General features: G+C 47.0%; 8 protein-coding genes. 3 read left to right on the top strand and 5 right to left on the bottom strand.

Annotation, left to right across the window (positions count from 1 at the left end):
• Nucleotides 1-73: 73 nt before the first annotated feature.
• From BMZ56_RS08005 to BMZ56_RS07985, 5 genes are all read right to left on the bottom strand, one after another.
• Entirely contained in the window at nucleotides 74-2,773 is a 2,700-nt protein-coding gene (locus BMZ56_RS08005; protein ID WP_090626048.1) for an endo-acting ulvan lysase-like protein, read from the bottom strand.
• Between the two features lie 100 nt (nucleotides 2,774-2,873).
• On the bottom strand, nucleotides 2,874-3,872 hold the full coding sequence (locus BMZ56_RS08000; RefSeq protein ID WP_090626259.1) for a DUF4466 family protein: 999 nt from the start codon (nucleotides 3,870-3,872) through the stop codon (nucleotides 2,874-2,876).
• 26 nt (nucleotides 3,873-3,898) lie between these two features.
• Nucleotides 3,899-4,417, bottom strand: a complete 519-nt coding sequence (locus tag BMZ56_RS07995) for a hypothetical protein (RefSeq protein ID WP_090626047.1) — start codon at nucleotides 4,415-4,417, stop codon at nucleotides 3,899-3,901.
• A gap of 27 nt (nucleotides 4,418-4,444) precedes the next feature.
• Nucleotides 4,445-6,337, bottom strand: a complete 1,893-nt coding sequence (locus BMZ56_RS07990; protein WP_090626046.1) for a RagB/SusD family nutrient uptake outer membrane protein — start codon at nucleotides 6,335-6,337, stop codon at nucleotides 4,445-4,447.
• A 44-nt stretch (nucleotides 6,338-6,381) separates the two neighbouring features.
• Nucleotides 6,382-9,582 (bottom strand): SusC/RagA family TonB-linked outer membrane protein, encoded by a 3,201-nt coding sequence (locus tag BMZ56_RS07985; protein ID WP_090626045.1) that lies wholly within the window; start codon nucleotides 9,580-9,582, stop codon nucleotides 6,382-6,384.
• A gap of 997 nt (nucleotides 9,583-10,579) precedes the next feature.
• On the opposite strand from BMZ56_RS07985, the gene BMZ56_RS07980 reads away from it, so the two are divergent.
• From BMZ56_RS07980 to BMZ56_RS07970, 3 genes are read left to right on the top strand one after another with little or no spacing between them, the layout of a single operon-like run.
• Complete coding sequence (locus BMZ56_RS07980) at nucleotides 10,580-13,594, top strand: SusC/RagA family TonB-linked outer membrane protein (protein WP_218146508.1); 3,015 nt, start codon at nucleotides 10,580-10,582, stop codon at nucleotides 13,592-13,594.
• 18 nt (nucleotides 13,595-13,612) lie between these two features.
• Nucleotides 13,613-15,313: a RagB/SusD family nutrient uptake outer membrane protein gene (locus tag BMZ56_RS07975; RefSeq protein WP_090626044.1), complete on the top strand. Its 1,701-nt coding sequence runs from the start codon at nucleotides 13,613-13,615 to the stop codon at nucleotides 15,311-15,313.
• 2 nt (nucleotides 15,314-15,315) lie between these two features.
• Complete coding sequence (locus BMZ56_RS07970; protein ID WP_143072873.1) at nucleotides 15,316-17,298, top strand: beta-galactosidase; 1,983 nt, start codon at nucleotides 15,316-15,318, stop codon at nucleotides 17,296-17,298.
• Nucleotides 17,299-17,301 lie beyond the last annotated feature (3 nt).

The raw sequence follows: 17,301 nt of genomic DNA, 5'->3' as shown, positions 1-17,301 counted from the left end.
ATATGGATTACAATAATACATATTTATGGACAAATGCGCAAACGTTTACACCTAGCCATTCCTTTTACGATCCTCATCTTTTTCCTGCTGGTTTTATTCCGTAAGAAACGGCTTGGAAATCTCGCATTGACCCCATACTTGAGCCTTTCGTCGGTTTCGGGACGTGTATTTCTGTACCATTTAAATGGATCGTAACCGGTTTATTGGTTGAAATTGAGTACTCACCCTTGGTGTCGAATTGAATCCACACGGAACCGGGGGCATCCGATGTGGTAACTTTCACATCGTCATAAGCGATATGGTCTCCTTCGCCCAAGTATAACTGCTGCAAGTTTCCATCCATATCGAGTGAGATAATTCCAAAAAAGCCGGAAAAACTAAAATTGTTCCCTTTTACGGTTGCTTCTGCGCTATTACCCTGGAAAATTAGTTCGGCGGAACCATCGGTATGTTGAACGCGAATCACGGTATTTTCGCCATTGCATAATTCAGCGATTTTTTCCACCGATGTTATGGTGCTGTTCGCTTTGCCCACAGCGGGTTCAAAGACGCATATAAAGGGTTCGGTCCATGCCTCCTTTTCGGAACGGATGGTAAACAGGGGCAACCGTTTATTGGCGTATTGACGGCCCGCTGTTTTGGTTGCTGGAGAAGTTGCCGTGTAATAGGTCTTGTCTGAAGCGGGAAAAAAAACATGCATCATCACCTCATCTCCTGCCCGGTTTTTAGCGTGAAATGCTCCCTTTAAGCTTTTAGAGATGTTCTCTTTTTTCTTCACGTTCGAGAAAAATCTGAATCCAGGATGGTCGTCTCCCGACAAAGGATACTCGGTCGGTTCCATCCGAAGCGGGGTATCATGCTGATCGGAAAGAAACAAGGTGTCTCCTATATTATGATACACGTAATCGTTTGATATTTGGTTATCCGAGCGGTAGATATCCAGGTAGTAACCGGTAGAGTCGGAGGTTCTAACGATGCCCATTGTACGCAACTGATTGGTTCCTGTTGAACGATCTAGGTATCGGGTATCGGTGAAGGAATAAAATGGTGAAATGCCGTCGTTTCCTGGCAAAGGTTCCATAGCGGCCAGTTCTACCTGTCCGATATTTTTCTTCCCGGCGCCCCCGCTGAACGGTGTCGAGGCAGACCTGCCCGCCGCAACCACGGTATTGTGGGCAGCCCACTGGCTAAAATAATTTTGATGTAAGTAGTGTTCGTAATTCGGCCCTGTCCCCGCATCTACCCCCATTACTTCTCCACCCCCATATAGTTCCATGGCCATCCCGTTGCAATGATTATGGTTATAACTTGCTCCTTGCACGCCATACATGAGCCCTTTTTTTTCATCCGTTCCGTTTCGTTGAAAGAAAAATCGTGCAAAATCCAGTGTCCCGCTCCGCGGCCAAGAGAAAGGCTTGCTTTCCACTGCTGGAATATCCGGCAAATAAGTAAGTAACCCCAAGATACCGGAATTGCTTCGCTTGTATATTCCTCGCCCAATCAGGGTATTCATCGCAGCTGTCATGCCTGCAATTTCAGGACGATTGTATTTGGCTGCGACCGCCAATCCAATCTCCAATGTCTCGGGGCTTTGAGACGCTCTTCCAGTATCACCAAAAGCTGAAACATAAAGGTTCGGGAATGAATACTTAAGCATAGCATACGAGGCATCGAAAAGCTCGGGATACGTCTGGAATACCGGATATCCATTTTTCTCCAAAGCGAAAGCTGCCTTAATGAGGTTTGAAACGGGGAAATTATGATATCCACCCGGTTCTTTCCAATGTCCATCGGGCGTTAACCAGTCTTTTACGGTGGTGGCGAGACTTAGATGTCCGCAAGCTCCATTGATGGTATCCTTTTCAAGTACAAACTGAAGGTAATAATCCTGTTTCTCTTTATCATCAAGATTCAGCGCAGCATACACGAGCGTTGAGCTCACCGCGGCGTACCAATTATTATTCCAGTACCCCCTGAATGTCAGCGTGGACGCGAATTTATCGAAGACATTCTGATACCAACCCAGTTCGTACCCTTCTTTTTTTAGAAAAGGGTATAAAAAATCATATGCGAGAATCAACGCCTGGTATTGATTGTCCCCGAGTGTCTGGATATCTAAGAATCCGGTTCGGCATGCGCCCACTATAGGTTCTTGATAGGACGCGCCTCTTGCCCATTGATTTAAAATATCCGCTGCAAATTTTGCGTAGTTTTCATCATCTTTTAGCCAATAAATAATAGCTGCACTCAAGGCCAGATCGTTAATTTCGCCATTAATTTGCGATACGAACTGCCCCGGATCGATAAAATCTTTCTGGTTGGTTTCGGTATTTAACGCCCAAATAAATTGAGAAGTATCATAGGGTATCAACTCCTCAATGGATGGCCGGATATAGGGAGCTCCGCTTTCGGTAACGGGGCTTCTTTTATGTGTGGAAACCCGGACGGTAGGAACCGGGGCATCGCCTGAATATTTTACCAGGAAATGTCCGGAGCCATCATCATACGCATGCGTATAGCGTTTTCCCTTTACCCGGTTCATCAGGTACCTGCTTACGATCCACTCCGGATCCTTTTGATGGCGTTTCACGTAAGGGGTTACTTTGTTATAATGCTCGTTGAAGATCGATTCAGCCCACTCGTGTTTGTCTATTTTTTCTAGAATAGCTTCTTTTTCCGCATTCTTTACAAGGATGTGTGGATGGACCTCTTGACTTACGGCACAAGAGATGGATGTATTTACGATAAAAAAGATTGTGATAACACGTTTCATAGTAGGTTACTTCAATTCTTACAACTAAGAAGGCGTTTGAAAGGTCGCACCGGAAAAAGCCATCGCAAGCCGTTTAAACGCCTTCTGGGCAAACTGCATATTACATTTTATAGCGTTTCACACTCACGGTCATGCCGTCGGCACCCGCCGCATTGATAAATACAAACGCGCGGTAACTACCGTCGGCGGTTTCAATCCATGCCCCTGCTTCCTCTTTCAAAGTAAGCACATAGTTCGTTGAACGTCCCATGTTTATCTGTTGAAAGTCCAAATCATCGATAAAGTGGCTGTATTGCAAGTTAGACAGTTGCCGATCACGCAGGCCATACTCTTTAATCAGTTTTGTTTGATTCGAAAATCCTGACGGGAACACCACGCCCGGGCGATAAGCTTCGGGCGCATCTGCCGCATAGATTGCGTGCGCGAGGTCGGCGCTCGCATGTTGGGCATATACAAGATCGATCTGCGATGCAAGTGAAGGATCAGTGGCGAGGTCATTTTTTGAGTAAACGACTGCAGCTTCGGTGTTATCGTGAAACGAGATATAACATTCGTCATCGGAGGTGAGTGAAAGGTTGCGCGTCATATCCATGTTCGATATTTTATACGGTCCCATGTCGTATTCGGCCGATTGTCCATTGCTGGACTTGACCGAAAACTTGAAGGATACCTCCTTGCCGCGTGCTTCTTCCGGAACGATGTAGTAGAATCGTAAGGTAGCGGCAGCCGTATCCGCGGTAAACTGAATGGAGGTAGTGCCCCCGCTTGTCTGGCTATCCGACGCAACCGGTACCGGGACATCCTGACCACTTGCATTGGTATGATACGAATTGGGGTCAAAATAGGTTCCCGATGCACCAGGGATTGAAGCAACTACCTGTGCCGAAGTTAACTGACCCAGTTCTTTTGGTATCGCCATGGCATAGGCAAACTCGATTTCCTCGCCAATGAGGTTCGGCGCTATCGGCAAGCTCCTTTTGATGCAATCGTTGCTTAGCGCGGTCACAGGATCCTTCATCAAGACCGGCTCGTCATCACAGCTTACCCCCATAAAAGCAAAGGCAAGCAGGATTGCGCTATATATATTTCTTAGTTTCATCTGACTGTATATTTTTGTTTTACACATTATTGTTGTAAGGGTCGTTCGACGATCAGAAAAGTGTATTCTTTTCGAATGTTCCTATCTCCCGATACGACCGTGTATTTTTTCGCCGTTGCGGGAAAAGCCGAAGGGTTGCCAACAATTCGTTCGCTTAACTGATCAGTTGCATTTCCACCTACCCAATCTTCTTCGATAAAGTCTACGGACATTTTTGAGCCGGAAAAATCCATCCAAGCATCATAGGTTGGGATTTTTGGCGACAGTTTCGCATCTTCAACCAACGAAACCTGTGGCCAAAGTTTGGTTAGATCAGCACCGAATCGAACATACGCAATGGCCACTTGCGCTACGGTATCAATATAGGAATTCCCCACACGAATGGTTTGTTGATCGGTACCTAGCAACTCAAAATTACTCACGTAACATTCTTGTCTGGTGGTGATGAGCAGGCCATCCTCATCTACCGGAAGGTCCTTGCTGCAAGCCGCCACACCCAAGAGGAGCAAAGAAGATAGGATGAATCTATTTATGATTGTTTTCATGTTGAAAGTTTTTAAAATAAGGATCAATTATAACCACGGAACATTTTGTGTTAAGTTCGGGTTCCGGTTTCTTTCAGAAGGCGGAATGCGGAATATATACATCCGTTGGTAAGATAAAAGCGAGGTGTTGTTGAAATAGGTATTTCTCAACCCTCCATGTGTATCATACATCCGAAAGCCCGGTGACGTTTGCGGAGGTAAGAAGGTCCGTTCAATCGACCGCCAGCGACGAAGGTCGAACAGCCGGTGTCCTTCCGCGAATAGTTCAACAATCCGTTCTTGTTCGATTGCATAAAAGAAGGTTTCTTTACTGCTGTATTTGTCAGGGTTTAGCGCGGGTAGGTTACCCCGGTGGCGTACTTTATTGACCACGTCCAGCGCCAATCCTCCATCTCCCATCGGGCCATACGCTTCATTGGCCGCTTCGGCATAGAGTAGGAACACATCTGCCAGCCGCATTACCGGAATGTAATAATCCCCATCGGAGCGTCCTTGACCTGCATAGTTGCGTACAAATTTACGCATGATGTATCCCGTCTGGTCGGCATCGGCATTGATCGCTCCGAAGCCGTCGACAGTACCGGTTAGGGTTTTGTACTGATACTTACGCACTTCATCAAACGCAAGATTCCGCATGGTTGTCATGGTTTCTCCATCCCACAATAAGGTCGATTTCATTCGGTAGTCCCGGTTTCGGTACGATTCGGGGTTCAAGGTGGAGTTTTCGCGGGTACGTGCGTCCGGTTCGGTCGGATCTACTGGGGTCAATGGTGCAACAAAATCGCCCGTGAGGGTCGACTGATACCGAGCCGCCAATTCGTAGCGCGGTTGTCCCCATCCTTGCGCACCTTCTGTTGCCCGTGTGCCGAAATCGCGCATCAACTCTTCGCCTTGGCCGGTTCCGGTGCCCCCGTGGGTGAAACCCACCATCAATTCAGGATCGTTGTTGGCCGTCGGGATAAATAAATAGTAGTAGTTCGGCAAGACCTCACTATCGCCCATCTCTCCCCATTCTCCGGGATCGCCATTGCGGAATAGTGTAATACCCGATTCTTGAATGACTTTCTTCAGGTCAGTTGCGGCGGCTTCATAGGACGCCACTGACTCGGCCGAATTGGGCGTAAAGGTATCGAGTTCCGGCCAGCCACCGGTCGGCGATACGGGTGTGCTCCAAGGCCAAGAGGTGCGGTTCCAGCATGCCCAGTACAGATGGAACTTTCCACGGAAAGCAAGGGCGCCCCATTTGGTGAATCGTCCCAACGCCGCAGGCTGCTCAGGCAATTTCTCCCAAGCGTAGGTGAAGTCGGCCAAGATGGCGTCTTTTATGGTTGTAATCGATGTGCGCGGTATGTTCGCTATTTCATCGTTGCTTTCGACGATTTTGTCAATATAGGGGACGTCCCCCCACATTGAGATCAACCGAAAATAGATCATGCCGCGTAGCATACGCGCTTCCCCAATAATGGATTCGAGTTTCGCACGCGACGATTCATTTGCCCCGCTATTGAGCATGTTTTCCACGTTCTGAATCACATAATTTACATGGTTTACAGCAGCATACGAATACTGAAAGTAATTATCATAGGAATCGCCATATGATCCGGAAGGATCGGCATACTCGCCGTTACGGTAAGCAATGGCGCGATCGCCGGTTGATTGGGACGCCGTTGCCCTGCTTCGATAGCGAAGGTAGTCGCCCAAACCATCAAACATGTAATCTCTGGAGAAAATTCGTCTGGCAGCGCTATAGGCCCCATTTAGGGCGTATTCGGCATCCGCTTCGGTCTTCCAATATAAAATGGAGGCCAACTCACCGGCCGGAACTTGTTCCATGAGGTTGTCCTTGCAGGAAGAGATTAACATCACACATCCCAACGTGCAAAGAAAGAACCGGCGGTATATATCTTTTATTCGTTTCATGTCATTTGTGTTTTTACAATGCTACTTCTGTTGACACACTTAATTTATAAGCCAATATTAACACCCACAGAATAGGATCGATTAATCGGATATAAATCTCTCCCGCTTCTTTGTTTTTCAGGGTCAAGTCCCGGATACGCGGTGAGCGTAAACACATTCTCTGCCGACAGGTAGAACCTCACGTTCGCGACATGTATCTTAGACAGGAACTTGGTTGGTATGTTGTATCCCAGCTGTAAATTCTTAAGACGTAGATACGACATGTCATATAAATAAAAGGAATTATCAGAACGATTCGTGCTGGTTCCTAACCGAGGCCAGTCTGTGTTCCGGTTTTCCAACGACCACGGTTTGGTCCAATGATCCCACGTAGACGCGTAACGCCGATCGCCCATACTCGTGTTATTAAAATCGGTAATCCAGTAGTCTTTGCGCCCGGTTGCGCCGTTAAAGAGGGCGGAGAAATCAAGGCCCTTCCAAGCAGCGGTTAACGTCATCCCGAATGTGGTGGTCGGCCGATCCCGTTGTGTATTGCTATAGGCTTTTCGATCTTTACCGTCAATGATACCGTCACCATTCAAATCCTCGCGGATTACATCTCCCGGTGCAATACCTTGGGGGGTATAACTATAAACATCTTCCCACGTTTGGGCGATGCCCGCATCTTGGTAGGTATACAAGAAGTGATACGGCATATCGATAAATATCCATCCCCTATTGAGGAATTCATTCCATGATTCGAGATTCGTGCGGTTGTATGCGCCATTCAGATTGACCGAATAATCAACCGCTCCAACCCGATCCTGCCAAGTGAGGTTCAGTTCTACCCCCCGATTTCGCATGTTACCAATGTTTCTACGAGGAGCCTCGTAGGCACCAGTTAGCAGGATAGACATTTCAGAAGGACGATTCATTCCGCTCGTTAGCCGATCGTAATAGTCTATTTCGGTGGTCAATCGGTTGTTGACAAAGCCCATATCCAATCCGAGGTTAAACACCCTTGACTCCTCCCAAGAGAGTGTCCGATTGATCATTTTCCGGTTCACGAACCCTTTCACAACGTCATCTGACATGTAGTTCATGGCTGTTAACGTTTCTAGTTGCTCGAACCTGTCGACTCCCGAATTATTCCCGGTACTTCCATAGGACGCCCGGATTTTACCGTTCGATAGCCATGAGTTAAAGACAGGGGCAAGGAAACCCTCTTCCGTAAACCGCCATCCGACTGCCACAGAAGGGAAGAATCCAAACTGGCTTTCTTCGGTGAATTTCGAGGAGCCGTCGACCCGGAAGTTGAACTCGAACAGGTATTTGTCAAACGCATCGTAATTGAGTCGCCCAATATAGGAACGGAGGCCCTCCGATGCCGAATTACCGCCATTACTAATCACATTGGTGAGTGCTCCATTTAATTCAGTGATGGTGGGGTGCAAGCGGTCATTTCGGGATGCATTGGTAGAGCGCGTGTGCCAGTATTCTTCGCTATAAACGAAGAGGGCGTTGATGTTGTGGTGATCGGCAATCGTGGTTTGATAATTTAACCTTCCATTCAATTGTGTTTTATAAGCCGTGGTATTGTTATCGCTTACTGAGGCATTCTCCGCCACGTAGTTCCGTCCTAAGTCCGAATCTGTTTGGAAATTATAGGCAGCGCCCGTAGGCATATCGGCCCGCTTCTGAAAATAGTTTCGATAACTCAACGCATAGTCCACATGAGCTGTGAACCCTTTAAACGGTTTAAAATCAACATAGATGCTCGTATTTGCCTGCTGTTCAGTCTGGCTGGGGTTTCTTGAGTCAAAATAAGCATAGGGATTATATGCTTGAATATCTTCTCCATACGCCATCGCACCCCCATAACGCCCTGAAACCGGATCATAGGGTAATACCCCCGCAATCGCATATTGCATATCACCCCCACCTGAATCATCGGTGTCGTTATTCGTTATCCCGTCGGCATAACCACTGTACGTAAACTCAGACCAGTTTCCGTCGAAACGAGCTCCCACGGTAAATAACTTAGAAATATCGTAGTCATAGTTAAAACGCGTGTTATAGCGGGAATAGTCGTTTTTCATCTGAACTCCTTGATTGTCAATCGCGCCGATTGAAAGGTAGAAATTCGACTTTTCTCCACCGCCCGATGCCGAGAGGTTATAATTTTGCAACGCACCATCCCGCATGAACGCATCAAACCAATCGGTATTCGGATAACGCAAGGGATCGATCATACCCAAAGCCGCCCACTGGTCAATGGTGCCGTCCTTAAAGTTATACTGATCTCTTAGTGTACCAGATGCTGCACGGTATTGATGAATCGTCAATGCGCGCGGATAATCGGCCATAAAATCATAACCACGCGTAGGCCGTTCCAATGCAAAGGAAGAATTAAAGTTGATCGCGGTCCGGTCTGCGCCTTTCCCCGTTTTTGTGGTGATCAAAATTACCCCGTTTGCTGCGCGTGAACCATAGATGGATGCAGAAGCCGCGTCTTTCAGTACGGAGACGCTTTCGATGTCCGCAAAGTTGATCCGGTTGATGTCCACATCCGGCATCCCGTCTACCACCACCAACGGCGAGGCATTATTGACCGTACCCAACCCGCGGATCATCAGCGAAGCGCCGTTCTTTCCGGCCATACTGGTGGTTTGTGCCACTTGTAAGCCAGGCAACAAACCTTGCAATCCGGAGGAAACATTCGACAATGACCGGCTCGTGATTTTTTCGTCAACTTTAATCGCGGCTACGGAGCCCGTTAAATTCACTTTTTTTTGTGTTCCGTATCCGACTACGACGACTTCTTCCAGCGCTTGGTTATCTTCTAGCAGGGTGATGTTGAGGGTCGTTTGTCCGTCAACACTGATTTCCTGCTCTAAGTAACCTAGATAGGAAATCTTTAAGGAGGCGTTCGCCCCAACTTGCATGGAAAACCGACCTTCCGCGTCGGTTTTTGTACCATTGTTGGTTCCTACTTCCACAATACTGGCGCCGGTAATCGGTATTCCCTGATTATCGACAATTGTACCGGTTATTGATTTTTGTTGTGCTTGTGTACTTCCGGGTGTAGTAGGGCTACCGGTGTTCCTTGTAGATGCGTTAGGAATCCCATATTCTGACGAATATGCTTTTGAAACCAAGGAAAAAGACAGGTAAAAGAGTAGCAAGCACCGACTACATTTTTTTATTGCCAGCACATGTCTTCCGTTATTGAGGTATGGTCTCCTCTCCTTAGAGTGCTTATCCATAGTATAAGTTTTAAAAAATATTAATTAATCAATTCATTCTTTTGGTATAGGGAAAAGCCGATAAACACGGAGTCAGTCGATTTTTCTCCATTCAGCTGGCGACGGCAGCTGACACCTTTTTATCCGGGCCATTACTGCTAGCCACAATGAACCGTTACCAATCAAGTTTCTTGGGAGTTTGGTACTGCCATACCCGAAGGAAATAGTTGTTTATAGTAGGTTTTTTTCATAATTCGGTTATCGTAAACGAAATCTATTTGTACTTAGAGAGTAATGACTTCAAGTATCAAGGAGGAAGTAAGACAATCGTTTTCATTATATAGCATGTTAATTTCAATAAATTGAATCTTAAAAGGGCTTTAAATGACAAATGGACAAATTTCTGTCATTAAAAATTGTGAGAGATGTCGGCGATGTAATTCAATAATCTTTTAAATACATCATCCTGGGCATTGCTTTTTCGATCATAATGGGTGTTTGTTTATATTAGTTAGGACAATTCTAAAAAAAATATTGCAAGAGCGCAATCGTTTACGCAGCAAATTTTACGAAAACGTTGTAGTTGGATTAAAAAACTTGCTTCAAGTTATGACGGTAAGGAGTCGGGGTAATAGTTTTGCGTATTAATGCGGTATTGCATGTTTTCTTCCGAATTTTATTTCAGTTTATGCGTTTTATGTGCATTATTGGTGATTGTGTGTGGCGTTTTGTTGTGGTTTTAAAAATTAAAAATGCAAAAACATGCAATCTATTAAAGAATATTCCTATACTTGCTCCGTTATTGTGGGATAACCTCTAAATTATGAAAGAACCGTACGAATATACTTCTTGGAGAGAATGGTGGTGTTCGGCAGCTTATACACGCGCGGGGCAGGTGATTTAATTTCATGGAAGTCCGAGAGGCAGGTCAGGGCGTCATGAGCAGCATATTTGTGAATAGTTTTTTTAACCAGATTATAAATAGCATTCATTAACTAATTAATTAAACACGTTGAAAATGAGAAAACTAATACGATTCTCGATGATGATTGTACTAGGTGTTCCGCTTTGGACCTTCGGTTTTAACGAAGGAAAAGGGAAAGATTTACCGATGCAGCAAACGGTAAGTGGCACAGTTATCGGTACAGATGGAGCGCCGTTGTCCGGAGTCAGTGTATCCGTTGTGGGCAGCCAAGCGGCAACCAGCACCAATGAAGCCGGTAATTACAGCATTTCTGTGCAAACGGGTGCAACACTCCGTTTCACAATGATCGGTTACGCATCGCAAGACCTAGTGGTCAGCACCGCTGCCTTAAACGTCACCTTAGAACCTAGCGACCAGAGCTTGGAGGAAGTGGTGGTGGTAGGATACGGTACAATGAGAAGGTCTGACCTCACGGGCGCGGTTGTCACCGCCGATATTGAGGCATTCAGGGAAGCACCCAATACCAATATTTTGCAGTCTGTGAAGGGGACGGTGCCAGGGTTACAAATCGGACAAACCAATCAGGCCGGGGCAGAGCCAGCCATCGAAATCCGGGGGAGAAATACCATCAATGGAAACACATCCGTACTGATTGTGGTGGATGGTATCATTTACAACGGAAGAATGGGCGACCTGAATCCTGCAGATATTGAATCGGTAAACATACTAAAAGATGCCAGCAGTAAAGCTATTTATGGCGCTCAGGCGGCTAACGGGGTCATGCTGATCACGACCAAAAGCGGAAAAAAAGGTAAACCGGTAATCAGTTATTCGACAAATCTGGCCTCCCAAACACCAACCTCTGATATGCGGTTGCGCAACGCTGAAGAAAAAAAGCAGATCATCCGGGATATCTACTATCAAAATGCCTACCTGGCACCAGACTACACCCAACCGAATCCCGATTGGGATTTTTCAAATACCGAACTCGTTCCGGAGAACGTAAGGGGAATTGAGGCAGGCACCGACTATGACTGGTGGGGCGCATTAACAAACCCTGGGTACATCACCAATCATGCCTTAACGGTAGGTGGAGGTACTGAAAAAACTTCTTATTATTTGTCAGGCGGGTTTACGAAGCAGAAGGGCTTTATGATGAATGATAACTACAAAAGAAATACGGTAAGAATCAACCTGAGCACGGATATTTCCGACTGGCTCACAATCGGGGCAAACACGTTCGGCGCGTTTACCGACTATTCGGGCATCTATCCCAATATGAGTGCCATGAAATTGACCAGCCCGTTTGCAACACCTTGGGACGAAAATGGGGAATACATCATCTACCCCACGGGAGCGACCAATATCATTAACCCATTTATAGCGGCGGCGGCCGATAATAAAGATCTGAACACCCGCATCAACGGCACGTTCTACGGAATTGTAAAAATTCCTCAGATTCCGGGCTTGGAATACCGGGTGAATCTGGGCAACGATTTCCTATTGGCAAATTATTATTACAGCAGCCCCTATGATGCCGACCTGTCCGGGTCGGTATCAAAAAGCAATCAGCAACGGTACGACATGACGTTTGACAATATTCTCTCTTACGACAATCGATTCGGCGATCATGGTATATCGGCGACCTTCGTTGCAGGTTACCGGAAAAATCAGTTTGAATCGACGTTAGCGGAAGGAACTAACGTGTCTAACATATCCCTTTCATATAACAGCTTGGAGCAGGCAGAAATTCAACGGATAAATTCGGATGCATGGAAAGAAACATTTCTGTATCAAATGGGACGGATAAATTATAACTTCCGGAATACGTATATGCTCACTGCTACCTTACGGCAAGACGGATTCAGTGGGTTTTCTAAAAATAATAAATCCGCCCTATTCCCATCCGTAGGTGCGAGCTGGGTGTTATCCAATGAGTCGTTTGTATCCATTCCCAAGCTTGACTACCTGAGGTTAAGGGGAACTTACGGGGTGAACGGCAACATGACAACACGCTATAGTTCACTTGCCCGCGTAACCACAGATGATAACTCCAAGTATGTGTTTGGCGACGGATCCGGTACCGCCATGGGGCAATCGATGGGCTCACTTTCGAATGATAACTTGAGCTGGGAAAAAACAAAAGGAGTGAATGCTGGCTTGGATTTCAGCTTGTTCAAAAACAGAGTTAGCGGTAACATTGATTACTATAATACGGAAACTACCGATTTATTATGGAATGTGATCATACCCGAAATTACCGGGTTTTCTGTCATTTCAAGTAATGTTGGCAGACTTAAAAACCAGGGAGTCGAAGTTAGCCTATCTACCACGCCTGTAAGAACGGAGCATGTTAAATGGGACGTGAATTTGAATTTCGCCAAAAATACCAACAAAATTATGAGCCTTTTGGGTGAAGATAAAAACAACGACGGCAGGGAAGATGATCTGATCGGCAGTAACCTGTTTATCGGAAAATCAATCGGTACCGTTTATCATTACCAGATTGACGGTATCTGGCAGCTTGACGACGACGTCATGACGGGCTACCAGCCGGGAACGTATCGCATTGTCGATCAAAACAACGATGGGAAAATAACGGCAGACAACGACCGGGTCTTCCTGGGCCAGACTGAACCGGCATACTTCTTTGGCATTCAAAGCGGGTTGACGTATAAAAATTTCACGTTCCGCTTTTTCGTCAATGCCATTCAGGGCGGGAAAAATGGCTATCTGGGTGAAAATGTTCCCGCCAATGTCGCATCAACCGGAAATTTTGCCAATTTGAATACCTTTAATTATGACTTGTGGTCTGTGAGCAACCCGACGGGCAAATATGCCACCGGATGGACCGTGCCGCAAATCAATCCCAAGCCGTATTATTCCCGGAGTTTTGTGAGAGTACAGGATATTTCACTTGCCTATCAGTTTAACAGTTCGCTGATAAGCAAAATTGGATTTAAAGACCTACGACTAAGTGTCAGTGGTAAAAACCTACTCACTTTTACGAAATGGGATGGATGGGATCCGGAAACGGGCCAGGGCATCAACAGCGATGCTTATCCTGTCATGAAATCGTTTAATGTAGGTCTCGAGTTGAGTTTATAATTGTTAGAAAATTCAATCATGAAAAAGATATTAGCTTCATTCTCCTGTATAGTTTTCCTTTCCGTGAGCTTTTCCTGCAAGAACGTATTGGAAGAAAAACCATTGGATTTTTATAGTCCGGAAAATAGCTTTGTAAGCTACGATGATTATCAGCGGGGGTTAACCGATTTGTACGCTAAAGTACGGACGATTTGTTACGCAGCTACGGAGTACAAGCCGTACCTTACTGCTACAGATATTGCCCAGGACGGACGGTATCAGCTTACTGCTCGTTTTGGCGGACACACCAACTACTTGGTGCCTACTAACAGTGATGTATTATTGCACTGGAGAAGCTGGTACAAAATCGTCAGCAATGCCAACACGATCATTTCAAGAGTTAGTAATTCGAGCCTTACGGATGACGAAAAAGTACTTGTCACCGCCGAAGCCAAATTTTTCAGGGCTTTTGCCTATCGTTTCCTCGTGTATCTGTGGGGTGGCGTACCGCTGGTGACGGAAGAGATCACCGCCCCCAGAACTGATTTCGTGCGCGCATCCAAGACCGAAATTCTCGAACAGATTGTTGCCGATGCGACGGAAGCCGCCAACAACTTACCGCCGATTAACCAGGTGACGGATGGTAAAGTGTCCAACTTGGTAGCACAGCAATTGCTGGCAGAAACCTATATCGCATTGGAACGATACGATGAAGCCATCACTGCGGCTTCTGTGGTCATCGATGATCCCAGCACCGATTTGATGCAGAATCGTTTTGGAAGTATGGCGGCGCAGAATCCGCAGGATAAGCTCCTGAACTTCACCCAGCCGGGTGACGTTTATTGGGACCTATTCCGTGTGGGTAATCAGAATCGCAGTAGCGGTAACCGGGAAGCGTTGTGGGTGATCCAGTATGAATCGGATATCCCCGGTGGCGTACTGTCTTCCGCAGGGGGCTATGGGCACGGTCATACATTGGAACGGGTAGCGGGTCCCGCATCCTGGTTAACGCTTAAAGATCCCGATGGAGAAGAGGGCGTCATTGGCGTTCCCATGTCGGATTACAATACGGGTGGAGCGGGCGTTTCACTGATGATGAATACCGATTTTTTTCTTTACGATCTTTGGGAAAGCGACTGGAATAACGATATCCGGAATGCTCCACATAATATTGTACGCGATTTGGTGTATACAAACCCGGCCTCTGCTTGGTATGGCAAAAGCGCAGTGGAAAACCCAGGTTCGACATTGATTGAACAGCCATGGAGGTGGTACCCTCATCCTTCTAAAGTTACGACACCCGGGCAACATCCCGACGGCGTATATGAGGATAAGAGCCTGGGTACGATAAAGAATACGGCTGGCGCATTGTATCGCGACCGTTACATGATGCGCTTGGCGGAAACCTATTTACTGCGGGCTGAAGCGTACCTTGGAAAAGGAGATCAGCAGCATGCAGCCGACGACATCAACGAAGTTAGGCTGCGGTCGAAAGCGACACCCGTGGAACCGGGGGACGTTACAGTGGATTATATTCTGGATGAACGGGCAAGGGAGCTGGTCTATGAAGAACCTCGGCGTATCACCCTGCATCGGACCGGAAAATTAGTAGAGCGTGTCCGTAAATACAATGCTGTGAATAAGGATGAGATCCAGGATTACCATCAGCTATGGCCCATCCCGTATGCAGAAATCGAAGCCAATAAAGATGCTGTTCTTGAACAAAACCCCGGGTATTAGGAATGAAGATGATTTATCGTAGCGCTTGCTTATTCATAGGGTTGCTCTGCATGCTATGTAAGAACGTCGATGCACAATTGCCCTTGGCGGAAGTGAAAGATCGGGCAGGCGTACCGACCCTGTTTGTCGATGGCTCTCCGTATCCGCCGTACGCCTATATGTCATACCTCGGTGAACCGAAATTCTATCGGGAAATGGAAAAGGCAGGACTGCATTTATACAACATTCCTGCCTACCTGGGTGATCGGGGTATCAATTCGATTTCGGGTATCAAACCGTTCCGATCACCGATCTGGGTGGGCGAAAATCAATTGGATTACACGAGTTTGATGACCGATTTCGATGAACTCATCGCTTCGGATTCCAACGCATTGGCGATTATCCGAATTCACTTGGATGCTCCAACTTGGTGGGAAGAGCTGCATCCAGAGAGCGCAAGCCTGCAACCCGATGGTTCTACGTTCCGGATCAGCATGTATAGTACGCTTTGGCGGGAAGAGGCCAGTAAGGTATTGGCTCAACTGGTGCAGTGGTTGGAGCAGTCGCCTTATGCCAAGCATCTTATTGGCATCCATGTAGCGGGAGGTTTTACCGAGGAGTGGATGTACCACTTCAAAGACGAGTTTTACGATGAAAGCGCGGTAAGGCTTGAAAGCTTCAGGAAATGGTTGCGGAAGCGTTATACGGACGACGTCGAACGTTTAAGGCGATCTTGGAATCGCGACGACGTGACCTTTGAGAACGCTCAACTAGGTGACATCAGCGGAAAGGTTAAGGTCGATAATTGGCGCAATCCGGATACAGCTGGGCAGGTATTCGACACTTTTGTTTTCCATGGGGAGGCTACAGCAGACAATATCGCGCATTTCTGTCGCGTCGTGAAGAAAGCAAGCCAGGGAAGGTTGCTTACGGGTGCTTTTTACGGGTATCATTACTTTGTGAGCGATCTGCGCCGTGGACACGGGGCATTGTCCAAATTGCTTCGGTGTCCTGATTTAGACTACCTGTCCAGTCCGAATGATTATCACCGTGTTATTGGTGAAGATTGGGCACCATTTGCCGCGATCAAATCCGTACAATTACATGGCAAGCTGTGGTTAGCGGAAAACGATACACGTACATCGATTACTACCCTGTTACGCGACCGGGCTCCGCACATCCAACCGGAAGGAACAGCGTATACCGATGGCGTATGGTTGGGGCCGGAAACGATGGAGGAGTCGGAAGCTTTGCTGTGGAAGAATCTCGGACGTATGTTAGCCTATGGCTACGGTGGGTGGTGGTTTGATATGTGGGGGGGGTGGTTCGGCGATCCGAAATTGATGCACATTATTGCGTCCGGACAGCGCTTTTTCGAGCGCTACCCGGATGAGGTTTTCCCCGCAATGGCTCCTAAAGTAGCGGTGATCGTTGACGAGAAACTGGGTGCTATGGATGCATCGTTTGGCGGGCTTACAGGCCAAATATTGCACAACCGATACGCGTTGGGCAAAACCGGGGCCCCCTATGACCTTTACTTACGTGAAGACCTGGATGCAGTTAAAGCTGGTGACTATCAGGTGGTGTGGTACATGGGGCTATTGTCGCTGACCGATGAAGAACAATCCTATCTGAATGAGGCCGCTGAGGGCGGTACGTGGGTGGTTTGGACGGATGGGAACCAATCCAGGGTATACCAACCCAATGGGCAAGTACACGACAAGGAGGCAAAGATTCAGTGGAGTGCATCGGAGCTCAGTGAGTTGTTTGGCAAAGCCGGCGTACACTGTTACTTGGCAGGCGGAAAAGACGTGTTGTACGCTGGAAGGGGGTGGATATGTCTGCATTCGGCGGACGGCGGCGACAAATTGGTTAAATTGCCGTTCTCCGCTAAGGTGATGGATCCCGATTCCGAAGTGGTGATCGCCATTGGAGATTCTTTTGGAGTAACCATGGAAGCGAAATCAACCCGGATATTCAAGCTAATACAAGATGACTTAAAGTGACAG

Origin of the sequence: Parapedobacter indicus (genome assembly GCF_900113765.1) — a bacterium.
Classification (GTDB): Bacteria; Bacteroidota; Bacteroidia; order Sphingobacteriales; family Sphingobacteriaceae; genus Parapedobacter; species Parapedobacter indicus.
The sequence above is the reverse complement of the archived record's forward strand: the minus strand, read 5'-3'. Positions and strand labels throughout refer to the sequence as shown.

Bases quoted from the DNA above. Each gene is read 5' to 3' on its own strand.
- BMZ56_RS08005 (WP_090626048.1), bottom strand. From the start codon at position 2,773: ATGAAACGTGTTATCACAATCTTTTTTATCGTAAATACATCCATCTCT.
- BMZ56_RS08000 (WP_090626259.1), bottom strand. From the start codon at position 3,872: ATGAAACTAAGAAATATATATAGCGCAATCCTGCTTGCCTTTGCTTTT.
- BMZ56_RS07995 (WP_090626047.1), bottom strand. From the start codon at position 4,417: ATGAAAACAATCATAAATAGATTCATCCTATCTTCTTTGCTCCTCTTG.
- BMZ56_RS07990 (WP_090626046.1), bottom strand. From the start codon at position 6,337: ATGAAACGAATAAAAGATATATACCGCCGGTTCTTTCTTTGCACGTTG.
- BMZ56_RS07985 (WP_090626045.1), bottom strand. From the start codon at position 9,582: ATGGATAAGCACTCTAAGGAGAGGAGACCATACCTCAATAACGGAAGA.
- BMZ56_RS07980 (WP_218146508.1), top strand. From the start codon at position 10,580: ATGAGAAAACTAATACGATTCTCGATGATGATTGTACTAGGTGTTCCG.
- BMZ56_RS07975 (WP_090626044.1), top strand. From the start codon at position 13,613: ATGAAAAAGATATTAGCTTCATTCTCCTGTATAGTTTTCCTTTCCGTG.
- BMZ56_RS07970 (WP_143072873.1), top strand. From the start codon at position 15,316: ATGAAGATGATTTATCGTAGCGCTTGCTTATTCATAGGGTTGCTCTGC.